The 14,357-nt window shown below is 61.3% G+C and carries 14 protein-coding genes; 7 read left to right on the top strand and 7 right to left on the bottom strand.

The genetic code is table 11. The features are described from left to right. The first annotated feature begins 12 nt into the window (after positions 1 to 12). From C8D82_RS11670 to C8D82_RS11655, 4 genes are read left to right on the top strand one after another with little or no spacing between them, the layout of a single operon-like run. Positions 13 to 996: an NAD-dependent epimerase/dehydratase family protein gene (locus C8D82_RS11670; protein WP_116884467.1), complete on the top strand. Its 984-nt coding sequence runs from the start codon at positions 13 to 15 to the stop codon at positions 994 to 996. A gap of 24 nt (positions 997 to 1,020) precedes the next feature. Then, complete coding sequence (locus C8D82_RS11665; RefSeq protein WP_116884466.1) at positions 1,021 to 1,986, top strand: UDP-glucuronic acid decarboxylase family protein; 966 nt, start codon at positions 1,021 to 1,023, stop codon at positions 1,984 to 1,986. Between the two features lie 13 nt (positions 1,987 to 1,999). Continuing rightward, positions 2,000 to 3,373, top strand: a complete 1,374-nt coding sequence (locus C8D82_RS11660; protein WP_116884465.1) for a UDP-glucose 6-dehydrogenase — start codon at positions 2,000 to 2,002, stop codon at positions 3,371 to 3,373. Between the two features lie 13 nt (positions 3,374 to 3,386). Beyond that, the gene (locus tag C8D82_RS11655) at positions 3,387 to 3,989 is read left to right on the top strand and encodes a GNAT family N-acetyltransferase (protein ID WP_116884464.1); all 603 of its coding nucleotides are present in this window, start codon (positions 3,387 to 3,389) and stop codon (positions 3,987 to 3,989) included. A 42-nt stretch (positions 3,990 to 4,031) separates the two neighbouring features. On the opposite strand, the gene C8D82_RS11650 is transcribed toward C8D82_RS11655, so the two are convergent. Further along, complete coding sequence (locus tag C8D82_RS11650) at positions 4,032 to 5,366, bottom strand: mechanosensitive ion channel family protein (RefSeq protein ID WP_116884463.1); 1,335 nt, start codon at positions 5,364 to 5,366, stop codon at positions 4,032 to 4,034. A 123-nt stretch (positions 5,367 to 5,489) separates the two neighbouring features. Here C8D82_RS11650 and C8D82_RS11645 point away from each other — a divergent pair, with 123 nt between their 5' ends. Both C8D82_RS11645 and C8D82_RS11640 read left to right on the top strand, forming a co-directional pair. Continuing rightward, a complete protein-coding gene (locus C8D82_RS11645; RefSeq protein ID WP_116884462.1) occupies positions 5,490 to 5,744 on the top strand; it encodes a glutaredoxin family protein in 255 nt (84 codons plus the stop codon). Between the two features lie 167 nt (positions 5,745 to 5,911). Further along, complete coding sequence (locus C8D82_RS11640) at positions 5,912 to 6,277, top strand: hypothetical protein (RefSeq protein WP_116884461.1); 366 nt, start codon at positions 5,912 to 5,914, stop codon at positions 6,275 to 6,277. Positions 6,278 to 6,334: 57 nt separating this feature from the next. Here the strand turns inward: C8D82_RS11640 and C8D82_RS11635 are convergent, their stop codons facing one another. From C8D82_RS11635 to tsaD, 6 genes are all read right to left on the bottom strand, one after another. Continuing rightward, a complete protein-coding gene (locus tag C8D82_RS11635; protein ID WP_116884460.1) occupies positions 6,335 to 7,651 on the bottom strand; it encodes a phenylacetate--CoA ligase family protein in 1,317 nt (438 codons plus the stop codon). A gap of 102 nt (positions 7,652 to 7,753) precedes the next feature. Then, a complete protein-coding gene (locus C8D82_RS11630; RefSeq protein WP_116884459.1) occupies positions 7,754 to 9,097 on the bottom strand; it encodes a CCA tRNA nucleotidyltransferase in 1,344 nt (447 codons plus the stop codon). A gap of 8 nt (positions 9,098 to 9,105) precedes the next feature. Further along, a complete protein-coding gene (locus tag C8D82_RS11625) occupies positions 9,106 to 9,930 on the bottom strand; it encodes a nitroreductase family protein (protein WP_116884458.1) in 825 nt (274 codons plus the stop codon). A 27-nt stretch (positions 9,931 to 9,957) separates the two neighbouring features. Continuing rightward, positions 9,958 to 11,961: an alpha-amylase family protein gene (locus tag C8D82_RS11620; protein ID WP_116884457.1), complete on the bottom strand. Its 2,004-nt coding sequence runs from the start codon at positions 11,959 to 11,961 to the stop codon at positions 9,958 to 9,960. A 36-nt stretch (positions 11,962 to 11,997) separates the two neighbouring features. Then, positions 11,998 to 12,636 (bottom strand): HAD family hydrolase, encoded by a 639-nt coding sequence (locus C8D82_RS11615; protein ID WP_116884456.1) that lies wholly within the window; start codon positions 12,634 to 12,636, stop codon positions 11,998 to 12,000. A 1-nt stretch (position 12,637) separates the two neighbouring features. Next, the gene (gene tsaD, locus C8D82_RS11610; RefSeq protein WP_116884455.1) at positions 12,638 to 13,717 is read right to left on the bottom strand and encodes a tRNA (adenosine(37)-N6)-threonylcarbamoyltransferase complex transferase subunit TsaD; all 1,080 of its coding nucleotides are present in this window, start codon (positions 13,715 to 13,717) and stop codon (positions 12,638 to 12,640) included. A 91-nt stretch (positions 13,718 to 13,808) separates the two neighbouring features. Here tsaD and C8D82_RS11605 point away from each other — a divergent pair, with 91 nt between their 5' ends. Then, on the top strand, positions 13,809 to 14,354 hold the full coding sequence (locus C8D82_RS11605; protein ID WP_116884454.1) for a hypothetical protein: 546 nt from the start codon (positions 13,809 to 13,811) through the stop codon (positions 14,352 to 14,354). Positions 14,355 to 14,357 lie beyond the last annotated feature (3 nt).

The following is a 14,357-nucleotide window of genomic DNA, read 5'->3' as shown; positions in this document are numbered from 1 at the left end:
AGAAGAGAGATCATGAACAAGCAGAAACGCGCATTGGTTTGCGGCGCCGGCGGCTTCATCGGCGGGCATCTGGTCAGACGGCTCAAGTCCGAGGGATATTTCGTCCGCGGAGTGGACATCAAGGATCATGAATTTTTCCCGGTCACGGCGGATGAGTTCATCCGCGCCGACCTGCGCAATCCGGTGATCTTCGACGAGATCACCCGCGACATGCAGTTCGACGAACTTTACCAGCTGGCGGCCGACATGGGCGGAGCCGGATATGTGTTTTCGGGCGAACACGACGCCGAGGTCATGCACAACTCCGGCACCATCAACCTCAATGCGGCGGAAGCGGCCCGCAAAAACAAGGTGAAGAAGCTCTTCTATTCCTCTTCCGCCTGCATTTACCCGGCCTCGATCCAGACGGATCCCGACAATCCGGGGCTCCGTGAAACCGATGCCTATCCCGCCGGCCCCGACAGCGACTACGGCTGGGAGAAGCTCTTCAGCGAGCGCCTCTATTTCGCTTATATGCGCAACTACGGGCTGGAGGTCCATATCGCCCGGTTCCACAATATCTTCGGTCCTTACGGCACCTGGGAAGGCGGCCGCGAAAAAGCCCCGGCGGCGATGTGCCGCAAGGTCGCGGAAACGCCCGACGGCGGCGAAATCGAAATCTGGGGCGACGGCCTGCAGACCCGCACTTTCCTCTATATCGACGAATGCCTCGAAGGGGTGCGCCGCCTGATGAATTCCGACTTCTCCGGCCCGGTCAACATCGGCTCGGATGAGCTCATTTCGATCAACGACCTCGCCGGAATGGCGATGAAGATCGCGGGCAAGACGCAGTCGATCCGGCACATTCCGGGTCCGCTCGGCGTGCGCGGCCGCAGTTCGGAAAACAGCTTCATCCAGGAAAAGCTCGGCTGGCGCCCCACCGCCCGGCTGCTGGACGGCATGACTCCGACCTACCGCTGGATCGCGGAACAGGTCGCAGCCCGGAACGGAAAATAATTTTGTTGAACGCGGGATTTCCGAATGAAGAATAAACATATCCTGGTCACCGGAGGCAGCGGCTTCCTCGGCTCCCACCTCTGCGAGCGGCTGCTTGAACTCGGCAATGAGGTCATCTGCGTCGATAATTTCTACACCGGGGCCAAGCGGAACATTTATCACCTGCTGGACAATCCCCGTTTCGAACTGGTCCGCCACGACATCACCTTTCCGCTCTATGTCGAGGTGGACATGATTTTCAACCTCGCCTGTCCGGCCTCGCCGATCCACTACCAGCGCGATCCGGTCCAGACCATCAAGACCTGCGTGCACGGAGCGATCAACCTGCTCGGGCTGGCCAAGCGGATCAACGCCCGGATCCTGCAGGCCTCCACCAGCGAGGTCTACGGCGACCCGACCATCCATCCGCAACCCGAGGAATACTGGGGCAATGTGAATCCGATCGGGGTACGCTCCTGCTACGATGAAGGGAAACGATGCGCGGAAACACTGTTCCACGCCTACTGGCTGCAGTGCAATCTGCCGATCAAAATCGTGCGCATCTTCAACACCTACGGGCCGCGGATGCACCCGAACGACGGCCGGGTGGTCAGCAATTTCATCCTGCAGGCGCTGCAGAACCGGGATATCACCATCTACGGGGACGGGCAGCAGACCCGGAGCTTCTGCTATCGCGATGACCTGATCGAGGCGATGATCCGGATGATGGATACGCCGGATGAGGTCACCGGCCCGGTCAACATCGGCAATCCCGGTGAATTCACGATCCTCGAACTGGCCGAGCTGGTGATTGAACTGACCGGTTCGAAGTCGAAGATCGTCCGCCGCCCCCTCCCCTCCGACGATCCCAAACAGCGCCGTCCCGATACCGCGAAAGCGGAAAAGCTCCTGAAGTGGCAGGCTACCACGCCGCTGCGGGAAGGGTTGACCCACACCATTGCGTACTTCGACAAGCTGTTGAAGGAAGAGCCCGATTTCTGCAAACAATGAAGAGGAACCTTGCATGACAACCAAAAAGATTCTCTGCATCGGCGCCGGATACGTCGGCGGCCCGACCATGGCGGTGATCGCCGACCGCTGCCCCCAGTACCAGATCACGGTCGTGGACCTGAATGAAAAACGGATCGCCGCCTGGAATTCCGATGAGCTGCCGATCTACGAGCCCGGCCTGGAAGAGGTGGTCGCGCGCTGCCGGAACCGGAATCTCTTTTACTCCACCGACATTCCGAAGGGCATCCGCGAAGCGGATATCATCTTCGTCAGCGTCAATACGCCGACCAAGACCTTCGGCTGCGGCGCCGGCCGCGCCGCCGACCTGCAATATCTGGAAAAGACCGCGCGGGCGATCGTCGAATATGCCGATGAAGGCAAGATCGTGGTGGAAAAGAGCACCCTGCCCGTGCGGACCGCACAGGCGATGAGCCGGATTCTGCACTCCAACCCCAAGGGACTGAAGTTCCAGATCATCTCCAATCCGGAGTTTCTCGCGGAAGGAACCGCGATCAATGACCTTGAAAACCCCGACCGCGTGCTGATCGGCGGCATGGAGACCCCGGAAGGGCAGCGGGCGATCGAGGAGGTCGTCGCGATCTATGCGAACTGGGTCCCGCGCGAACGGATCATCACCACCAATCTCTGGAGCAGCGAATTGACCAAGCTGGTCTCCAACGCCCTGCTCGCCCAGCGGGTCTCCTCGGTGAACAGCATTTCCGCGCTGTGCGAGAAAACCGAGGCGAACATCAATGAAGTCACCGCCGCCGCCGGACGCGACAGCCGGATCGGCGCGAAATTCCTGAAAGCGAGCATCGGTTTCGGCGGCTCCTGCTTCAAGAAGGACATCCTGAACCTCGTCTATCTCTGCGGCTATTACGGGCTGCCCGAAGTCGCCGAATACTGGGAGCAGGTGGTCAGGATGAACGACTATCAGGCCCGACGCTTCGTCGGCAACATGCTCGCGGCGATGTTCAACACCGTGGCGGATAAAAAGATCGCGATTCTCGGCTTCGCTTTCAAAGCGAACACCGGCGATACCCGCGAATCCCCCGCCATCGCGGTCTGCTGCCAGCTGCTCGAAGAGCACGCCCGGCTCCGGATTCACGATCCCAAGGCGCTCGGCAACGCCCGGCTTGACCTGGAAGACGCGGAGGGCGACATCAGCTACTGCGAGGACCCGTATGACGCGGTCAAGGGGGCGCACGCCATTGCGCTGCTCACCGAATGGGACTCCTTCCGCAAACTGGATTTCCGCAGGATTTACGACCTGATGGAAAAGCCCGCGTTCCTTTTCGACGGGCGCAACCTGCTCGACCATCGGAAGCTGTACGAAATCGGCTTCAACGTCTATCCGATCGGGCAGAAGGCTTTGACCCACTTCTGAACCGGAAGTCAGCGTGATTTACGAAAATACGCCGCGATTGGAAACGGAGCGCCTGATCCTGCGCAAGCTGGAGGAGACGCCGGACGATCTCAACGCAATGTTCGCCATCCTGAGCGACCGGGAAGCCAACACCTTCCTGCCCTGGTATCCGGCGGAGAATCTCGACGACGTCCGGCGGCACGTCCGGGAACGCTACTTCGACCAGTATGCGGCTCCCGCCGGCTACCGGTACGTGATCTGCCTCAAAAGCGACAACATCCCGGTCGGCTACGTCGGCATGAGCAATGACGACAGCCGCGATTTCGGCTACGGGCTGCGCAGCGGCTTCCAGCACCGGGGCATCGCCACGGAAGCGGCCCGGGCGGTGACGGAACGCATCCGGGCTGCCGGTTATTCCTATATCACCGCCACGCACGACGTCAACAACCCGCGCAGCGGCGAGGTGATGAAAAAGCTCGGCATGAAATACTGTTACAGTTACGTCGAGCACTGGATGCCCAAGAACATCACGATCACTTTCCGGCTGTACCAGCTCAACTTCGACGGTTGCCCGGACCGGGTCTACAAGGCGTACCGGGAGAGATACCCGGAACACTTCATCGAAACGCTTGCCTGATTCGGTGTACGGCAGGCAAGGACGAAGCGCCGGAAACAGGCATCACCGCGCCGCCGGAGACGGCAGGGCGGCCGGGTCGAATTTGACGTAGTTCGTGACCGTATTGTAGGCCATGCTCAAGCCGGCTTCGTTGAACTGTTTCAGGATCGCAAGGTTGATTTCGGTGCGCCACGCTTCCTCCGTCTCGAAGCTGGCGGTTTTCAGCCACATGATCACGCGGATGTTCATCGCCGACGCTCCGAAGGTGTCGAAGAAAATCCGGGGAGTGTACGCGGGCAGATCCTGCCCCTTGAAATTATCCACGATCCCATGCAGAATCTTCATCGCCTTCGCCATATTTTCATCGGAGGTGTCGTACACCAGCCCCAATGTGAACGCAAAGCGGATCAGGCCGCGGCGGCTGATGTTCTCGATGTTGCTTTCGGCGATCTTGCTGTTCGGAATCGTATAGACGCTTTCGTCATCGGTCAGAATCCGGGTGCTGCGCATCCCGACCGATTCGACCAATCCGTCGATGCCGTCGGTCTGGATACGGTCTCCGCAGCGGAACGGCCGGTCCATGATGATCACCAGCGTACCGAAAAAGTTCGACAGCGTTTCACGCGAAGCGAAGGCGATCGCCAACCCGACCACTCCGGCTCCGGCCAGCAGCGTGGTGATGTTCAAATTGAAGATGCTCTGTCCGATGAACATCACGGTCAGCGTCACCAGCGAAATCTTCAGCACCTTGCGGGTGATGTCGACCATCAGCGCATCGAGGTTGTTGTTCTGCCGCTTCGCATAGGCGCACATGCGCACGCTCAACACTTCGATCAGCCGCAGCCCCGCCCATGCCGCGATCGCGGTCGCGCAGGTGAAGAAAAGCCGCGCATCCCACACATAGAGCGTCGGCAGCGATTGCAGCACCGGCAGCATGAAACCGAATACCGAAATCAGCACCATCATCAGCAGCAGCGGCTGAGTCAGCGCCCACGCCAGTTGCCAGCGCAGCGAATTGGTCTTGGGATCGGCTTTCTTTTCAAACAGCTTCTTGAATCCATAACCAACCGCGCCCCCCACCGCCAGCGAACCGATGCTTCCCAGCAGAAAAACCAGCAGCGCATGCCGTTCCCGGTTGAACCACTCCAGAAATTCATTGACCTGCCGGTTCAGATGATCCTCCAGCTCTTCACTGGAAACCAGCGGAATTGCCTCCTCGCCGGAGAGAATCCGGTCGATTTCCGACGGCTGCTCCTCTTTCTCCGGCTCCGCTTTCTTCTCCGTTTCAGCGCTCTTTTCCCCGATCGTTTCGCCGGGGACCTCCAAAGCGGCCGTTTCGGGAACAAACCCGCCCCAGAGCAATGCACCGCATACAATCAGCATCCAACAACGCTTCATATTCAACTCCTCTCAGTTTATGGATTAATGTACCGTGTTTCCGGGGTTCTGTCAAATCCGGCTTGCATAAATCGCCGGATGTGCTATGATAATTCCAGTCAACCAACAGAGGAGGAAAGCATCATGCTGAAAGTCTACGCCTGGAGTGTCTGTCCGCATTGCCACAAAGCCATCGCCTGGCTGAACGAGCACAGAATCCCGTTCGAATATCTGGAAATCGAGGAGCAGCCGCAGGAGGTGATCCAAAAGGTCATCGAAGTCAACGGCGGCGATGACTGGGTCGTTCCGACCATGGAATACAACGGCCAATGGCGTCCGGGACAGGTTTTCGACGCCGCCAGACTCGAAGCGGATATGAAGGCCTGGGGCTTGCTCTGACCGCAAAAAAATCCGCGTCCGCCCATCGGATGCGGATTTTTTTGTGAAAATAAATTCGGATATTACAATATTATTGATTTCCTAATCGTTTTATAATCAGAAACAAATTCCGGGAAGCGGTTTTCCCGGAATGCGGAACGGATGAAAAAACAGTCAGGAGGTCAATCATGAACAACAGATTTCTCACATTCGCCGCCGCCGTCGGAATCGTCTGCTTCACGGGATTCACCGCCAGCGCCCATCACGGCCCGGACGGCTTCGACCGCACCATGCAGGTGATCGACCGGGTCACACGGATTCTCTTCCCGCCGGTCACGGTCGTGACTCCGGCTCCCGCTCCGGTCGTCGTCGCTCCCGCGCCGCCGGTCGTGGTGCAGCAGCCGGCCTATGCGGTTCCGCCGCCGGTTTATGTCGCGCCGCCGGTCTATATGGCTCCACCGCCTCCGCCGCCGCGGCCGCACTGCGACTGGGGCCGCCCGCCGCAGCACCGTCCCGGACCGCCGCCGCGGCCGGGACACGGCGGCCATCGATAAGTCATGCAAAAAGGCCGGAAATCCGACTGGACTTCCGGCCTTTTTTCAGCGGTCCGCTCAACGTTCGCGATGGTCGATCACGCGCCGGGCCTTGCCCTCGCTGCGCTGAATCGTATTGGGAGCGACCAGCTTGACCCGCACCCGCAGCCCGATCAATCCTTCGATCGCGGAGGTCAGGCGGTGCTGCAGGGCTTCCATCGAACGCACCTTGTCCGAGAACAACTCCTCGTTGATCTCGACATCGACTTCGATGTTGTCCAGCCCGTTCTCGGTGTACAAAATGATGTTGTAATGCGGCATCGTGCCGTCCACCGACAGGATCGCGGTTTCGATCTGCGACGGGAACACGTTCACGCCGCGGATGATGAACATATCGTCGCTGCGCGAGGAGATGCGCGCAATCCGGCGGATCGTCCGGCCGCATTCGCACGGCTCGGCGATGATCTTCGTGATGTCACGCGTCCGGTAACGGATCATCGGCATCGCGTATTTGGAAAGCGTGGTCAGCACCAGCTCGCCGGTTTCGCCGTCCGGCAGCACTTCGCCGGTTTCCGGATTGATGATCTCGGGATAGAAGTGATCCTCGAACACGTGCATCCCCTGCTGGCAACCGCACTCGATCGCGACACCGGGGCCGATGATTTCGGAGAGGCCGTAGATATCGTAGGCCTTGATCCCGGAAGCGGCTTCGATCCGTTTGCGCATCTCCTCCGTCCACGGCTCCGCGCCGAAGATGCCCGCCTTGATCGGCAGATCGCGCATGTCGATGCCCTGCGCCAGCGCCTGCTCGATCATGAAATTGAAATAAGAGGGCGTGCAGCAGACCGCCGTGGTGCCGAAGTCGCGCATCAGCATGATCTGGCGCTGAGTGTTCCCGCCGGAGGTCGGAACCACCGTCGCGCCGAGCGCCTCCGCGCCGTAGTGCGCGCCCAGCCCGCCGGTGAACAGCCCGTAGCCGTAGGAAACCTGAATCACATCGTCGCGGGTCAGCCCGCAGCTGGCGAAGGCGCGCTTGACCACCTCCATCCAGACTTCGAGGTCGGAACGGGTGTAGCCGACCACGATCGGCTTGCCGGTGGTGCCGCTGGACGCATGCAGCCGGACCACCTCCGACATCGGAACGGCGAAAAGGCCGAAGGGATAGGTGTCGCGCAGGTCCGCCTTGACCATAAACGGCAGCTTGGCGATATCGCCGAGCGACTTGACGTCCGCCGGAACCAGATTGCGTTCCTTCATCCGGCTGTTGAAAAGCTCGACGTGATCATAAGCGTGTTGAACCATTTTGCGGAGCCGCTCCAGCTGAAGGCCGCGCAGATAGTCCTTCTGCACGTAGTCGAGCGCGCTTAAATCATCATTCAAGTACTGCGAAGACATAGAAATCCCTACATAAAAATGGTTGAAAGGTCAAGTAATATACACCGGTTTTCCGGCGAACGCAAACTCCTTTTCCCCGATATCGCAAAAGTTTACGCAATTTCAGCGGAAGCGCTCCAGCGCCGTCTCCAGCGCCTCTTCCGGCGTGGACAGCTCTCCGGCAAGCTGAAGCTCGAACACCTCCTCCAATACCGTTTTGAAGCGGGGCCCCGGCTTCACCCCCGCGGCGACCAGGTCGCGCCCCCTGACCCACGGCTCCGGCAGCCGGCGGTGTTCCGGTTCGGCGGCGAGGCGGTCCAGCAGGAATACGAAGCACTCCATCAGGCCGTGGCAACTGATGCAGTCGAGCCGGTGCAGCTCCAGCTCCAGCGGGAAATTCGGGTCGGCGATCAGCTTGCGCAGCTTCGCCGCGCGCATGTCGCGCACCGACGCGAAACGCATGTGGTTCCGCACCGCCTGCGTGATCGAATCGCGGTCGGCTGAGGAGAAGTGCAGCCGGTCCAGAATCTTCCCGGCCAGTTCCGCGCCCATGCTTTCGTGCGCGTAAAAACGGGCGCGCCCATCCTCGCCGACGGTCCGCGCCTCCGGCTTGGAGATATCGTGCAGCAGCACGCTCCACGCCAGATTCGCGTCCGCGCAGGCCATGTGGCTGAGCATCAGCAGCGTATGGGTCAGCACGTCGCCCTCGGGGTGGAATTCCGGCGGCTGCTCCACGCCGTCGAGCGCGGCCACCTCCGGCAGCACCGCCGCGAGCAAGCCGGTGTCGAACAGCATCCGCACCGCCCGCGCCGGATCGGGTCCCGTGAGCATCCGGGTCACCTCGGCATTGATCCGCTCACCGGCCAGTCCGGCCGCCTTCGGCGCCAGCGCCTGAATCGCCCGCCGGGTCTCCGGAAACAGCTCAAAGCGGAGCCGGGCCGCGAAACGCACCGCCCGCAGCATCCGCAGATAATCCTCGTTGAACCGCCGCCCCGCATCGCCGACCGTGCGCACGACGCCGCGTTCCAGGTCGTCGATGCCGCCGACGCAGTCGCACACCTCGCCTTCGGCGGGATCGTACCACAATGCGTTGATCGTGAAATCGCGCCGCTGCACGTCGCACTCCAGATCGGCGGTATAGCGCACCAACTCGGGATGGCGTCCGTCCAGATAGTTGCGCTCCTCGCGGGCGGTGGCGACCTCCAGCGACACGCCGCCGACTCCGATCAGCGAAACCCCGAAACTCGCCCCGACCGCCCGGAAATCCGCGAACAACTGCGCCAGCTCCTCCGGCTTCGCCGAAGTCACCAGGTCGAAATCCGACGGCACTTTGCCGAGCAGCAGGTCGCGGACCGAACCGCCGACCAGCCCGGCGGCAAAGCCGTGCTCCCGCAGCCGCAGCGCGGCGGAAACCGCCGCGTTGAAGCCCGGTTCATGAAGCTCGAATTTCCGTTTCAGCCGACGCATTCCGCCCCTTACTTCACGCTGTGAAGGCGCACTTTGCCGGGCTGGGTCGCCCGCGGGTACTTCAAACTGGTCGGCCCGAAGAGCATCACATAGCCAAGTTCATAGCCGTCCGGCACGCCGATGCGCTGCCGCAGCTTCGGAAACACCTTGAAAGCTCCCGCCGCGAGGCCGCACCATGTGGTGCCGACGCCGAGCGTCTGCGCATAGAGTTCAAAGTAGGAGAGCGCGATCACCGGGTCGATCTCCGGGCACGGCGAATCGGCCTTCGACGACACCGCGATCAGATGCGGCGCGCCGCGGAAGATCACGTCGCGCCCCGCCAGAATCTGCTTGCGGTAACGCTCCATCCGAGCCGCGAACGGCGGCAGCGGGTCCATCTTCATCATCGCCAGCACCCGGTCGTTCACTTCGGCGCGGATCTCGTCCATCACCGCCGGATCGTCCACCACCGCGAAATCCAGCGAATGATTGTTCACGCCGGTCGGCACCCAGTCGAGCATGCCGAGCAGTTTGTGCAGCGTATCCGCGTCGACCGCTTCCTTGCGGTAATTCCGGCAGGTGCGGCGCATTTTGATCTGCGCGAGCATCGCCTCCGGCGCCGGTTCGGCTCCGGCCCGCTGCGAATCCATCGGGTCACGTCCGAGAATCGAAATCGCGCCGCTCGGGCAGACCGCCAGACAGTGCTGGCACCGGATGCAGCTTTTCGCCCCGTCCTCGACCATCGCCGGATGCTGGGTGGCGTCGAATTTCAATATCTGCGCCGGACAATCCCGCACACAGGCCCCGCAACGGATGCATTTCCTCTCGTCGACGAAAAACCTGAGCTCATTCATGATACGGTCCTTTTTATTACACGTTCCTCAATACGCCAGTTCGACCATCTGGTGACAGGTGAATTCCGGCACGGTAAACACAACCCTGCCATCCTTCTGTTCAAAGGGCAGCTCCGTTCCCGCCGGAACCAGCTTCACGCTCTTCACCGGCGCTTCCGCCCGGACCGAAGCCCGGACCGGGCCGATCGGCGTAAGTTCCTCGATCACCTCGATCGAACGGCCAGGCCAGGTTTCGCCCGGCACCGGCACGCCGCCGCCGCCGCGATTGACGGTATTGGCGTACAGCAGATGCAGCACGTCGCGGTTTTCGGACTGCTGGCGCATCAGCGTGACCCGCCCGGTGGTCGGCATGCCTTCGAGCTTCACCGGCACCTCGTCTCCCATGAAGCGGCGCAGCGCATTCAGCACGAACGCCTGCACCGCCACCGCGCCGTAGCTGCGGTAGATCGAAAACACCGGATGCGCGAAGTAGAGCACGTCATCAGTCATCACGCCGGCGTCGTAGCCGGAGGGTTCCGGGCGGTTCGGGGTGTGCTGATGGCTGCAGAAGTGCCGGTAATCGCGGTTGAAGTAGGGATCGAACACCTCGCCGAGGCTGACGCCCGCCTTCGCCTTGACGCGGCGCGATGACAGGTACATCACGAACGGGGTTTTCGCGAAATCCGGAGCGATTCCGGGAGCGCCTTTCACATAATCCGGGTTGAGTCCGTTTTCCGCGCCGCCCTCGATCGGCAACTCCAGCGCGAACACATCCTCGCCCTGCTTCAGGCCGCTCGCGCCGGAGAGGATCAGCTTGCCGCCCTGATCGCGGAACGCCCGCAGTTTGCGTTCGAGCTTTTCGTCGATGCGGATCTCGTCCGGCAGCAGCAAATAGCGGTAGCCGTTGAACTCCATATCCGCGTCGATCATATCGAACGGGATATGCGCCTCCAGCAGCAGCCGCGCCGCGCCGACGTCGGCGGGTTCTTCCTTTTCATGGGTGAAGCCGGCGACGGAGAGAACCGCCAGATTCGCGCGGCTGGTCACGTTGTCGCACCATGCCTCCTTTTCCTCGACCTCGCGGTAGGCGGCGGCGATGGAAGAGTAGGTGCTCTCGTCGAGCGCGCCGTCCGGGTGGAGCTGGTCGCCGACGCTGCACTTGGAACCGTTCGCGATCATCGCGGCACACTCGTAGCGCAGCGCGTTCGGGTGCTTGATTCCGCCGAATTCGCCCCAGGTGGTGTGGAATTTTCCGGTCATGCCGAGGAAGTCCAGCCCGAGCTTGCGGCTGTAGGCGGCCGACAGCGGATAGTGATCGTATCCCCAGCCGCCGGTCGGCAGGCTCTCCAGCTCCAGATGGCTGAAATATTTCAGGATGCCGGTCTTGCCGACGGTCACGTGGCCGGAGTTGTGGAAAACCGGCATATCCGGCCGCAGTTTGCGCGCGGCGGCGGTGGTGCGTTCATAATAACGTTGCAGAACCTCCTCCGCGAAAAGCTTGCGGTCGGCTTCGGCGCGCGCATCAAGTCCGCGCTCCTTCATCCCCTCCAGACAGGCGGGGCAGCAGCACTGCCCCTGATTGATGATGTCCAGAAAGATGCCGTCGCAGTTCGGGAAAAGCGCGGCGGTCTCCTCGATCTCGGCGCACAGCAGATCGAGATAAGCGGTGTTGAAGCAGAGCTTGATGAATCCGGCATGCAGCGGGTCCGGCCCCCTGCCCTCCGGCGAAATTTCATGCCACTCGGGGTGCAGCATCGCCACGCGCTGGTTGAAGCCGGCGGTGATGTAGACCGGCACATTCACATCGATCTGCTTGCACGCATCGAACTGGGCGCGCAGCAGGTCGAACTTCAGGTGCGGATGCATTTCTCCCACCTTGGTCGGGTGATAGCTCCAGCCGTGATGGCAGATCGAGAAACAGGTGATGGAATCCACATGCGCGTCCCGCAGCTGCCGCTGCCATTTTTCACGGTCGAACGCCTCGCCGATTCCCGGAATATCGGGTGACGTGTGAAAATCCAGATGTACCTGACGGAATCTCAAATGATGCATTGTTTTCCTCGTTCTCTTTTTATTGATTGACTGTTTTCAAAAACCTTTGATCGCCATCACGAATTCGGAAAAGGAATCCACCTCAAAATCGGGCTTTTCCCCGCGTGCTTCGCCGAATCCGTACTTCGCCAGCGCCCGCCGGAACCCGGCGCGCCGCCCCGCTTCCAGATCGGTGTAATGATCGCCGAACATCCAGCAGCTTTCCGCCGGCAGCCGGTATTTCGCGCGCAGCGCGTTCAGCGCGTCCGGCTCCGGCTTCAGCGGATAATCGGAATCCCCGCCGATGATGTCGGCCAGAAAACCGGCCACGCCGAGCTTCTCCAGAATCACCGTCGCCGCCCCGGTCGGCTTGTTGGTCACCACCGCCAGCTTGATTCCCTGCGCGCCCAGCTCTTTCAATCCGGCCTTGACGCCCGGATACAAACTGGTCGAATCCATCAGATGACAGGAGTAATATTTCTTCATCCGCCGCAGCGCTTCGTCGAAATCCACCTCGGCGTCGGCGATCGCGCGGCGCACCAGATTCGGCACGCCGTTGCCGACGAACGAGATCACCCGGTCGGCGGTCAGCGGTTCAAGCCCCATCGTGCCGCGCATATGGTTCACGGCCCCGGCAAGGTCCAGCCGGGAATCGATCAACGTACCATCCAAATCAAAAACAATCAGCTTAACCATGCTACTCCCCTAAAAACGGCACCTGCGTAATCTGAGGCAACCGGGCAAATGAATCGATATTCAGCGGCGAATACGCCTGTTTGCGGTGGTAGTGCCAGCCGAGGCCGCCGACCATCGCCGCGTTGTCCGTGCAGTATTTGCGCGCGGCCAGACGCAGCTGGACATGCTTCGGAGTCAACGCTTCAAACCGTTCGCGCAGCACCGAGTTGCAGGCGACGCCGCCCGCGACCACGATGGTTTTCGCCCCGAAATTCTTCGCAGCCAGCAGGGTCTTGCGGGTCAGCACATCCACGACCGCCTCCTGATAGGACGCGACGGTGTCCTGCAGCAGCTCCGCCGGCAGCTTTCCGTCCGCCCCGGCATGATGCTTCACATGGTAAAGCAACGCGGTCTTGATGCCGCTGAAGCTGAAATTGTACAGATTCTCCGGAGCCAGCGGCTTGCCCGCCCCGCCGGTCAGCGGCCGCGGGAACTCATACTTATGCGGATCGCCGCCCTCGGCGGTCTTCTGCATGATCGGTCCGCCCGGATAACCGAGCCCGAGCAGCTTCGCGCCCTTGTCGAGCGCCTCGCCCGCCGCATCGTCGATAGTACAGCCGAGCTGGCGGGCCTTCCCGTCCCGCTCGATCAGCATCAGGCTGGTATGGCCGCCGGAAACCACCAGCGCCAGCAGCGGATAGGTCGCCGGATTTTCCAGCACGCCGTGCGCCTCGTCGAGGAACGCGCCGTAAATATGGGCGATGAAGTGGTTCACGCCGATCAGCGGCTTGCCGTTGCCCATCGCCAATCCCTTCGCGAACGAGAGGCCGACCAGCAGCGCCGGAATCAGTCCGGGGCCCTGCGTCACCGCGATCGCGTCGATCTCCTTCATGGTCACGCCCGCCTCGCGCAACGCGCCCTCCACCACCGGATTCAGCGCCACCAGATGTTCGCGCGCCGCCAGTTCGGGAACCACGCCGCCGTGGACCGCATGTTTGGCGATCTGCGACGCGACGCAACTGGACAAAACCTGATAACCGTCGCGAACCACCGCCGCCGCGGTTTCATCGCAGCTGGACTCGATTCCCAGAATCAAACTCATGTCAAAAATCCTCCGAAGACTTGATTATTCAGAAATATACTATATTTTCAATGAAAAACAATCTTGTTTCCAAGGTTTTGGTCCGCTATCGATGAAAAAACTTTTAAAAACGGTCAAGCAGCTGCTTTTCGATCAGGAACGCTTTCCGGCGCTGTTCCGGATTCTCGCCGCCCTGATCGCCGGCACGCTGCTGCTCTTCAAGCCGTTTGCGGCGGTCCGGCTGCTGTCGCCCCTGTCATGGGGCTTTGTGATCGCGGCGGTGCTGGTGCTCTTCTTCGACGGCCGGACCTCTCCCCGGAAGCGGGGACGGTACTATTTCGGGGCGCTGGCGGCCGCGCTGCTCGGCGCGCTGCTGCTGATGCGCGTCCGCGGCGACTATCTGGCCAGCGGGAGCATCGGCATCTGGACACTGCTGGCCGGAGCGGGTTTCCTGCAGGGCGTCCGGCGGCCCGGCCTCCCGGACGTCGACCGTGGCTTCCGGCTCGGCGAAGGCGTGCTGACGCTGGCGCTCGGCGCCTTTTTCCTGTGCCGCTTCGACCGCAGCTTCATCGAAAGCGCCCCATTGTACGCGCTGACGTTTTTCGCCATCGCCGCAATCACCGCGGCCTCCACCCGCTGGAAACGTAACACGATTTAAAAG

The organism is Victivallis vadensis (assembly GCF_003096415.1).
In the GTDB taxonomy this organism is placed as follows: Bacteria; Verrucomicrobiota; Lentisphaeria; order Victivallales; family Victivallaceae; genus Victivallis; species Victivallis vadensis.
This window is presented reverse-complemented; position numbering and strand designations above follow the sequence as displayed.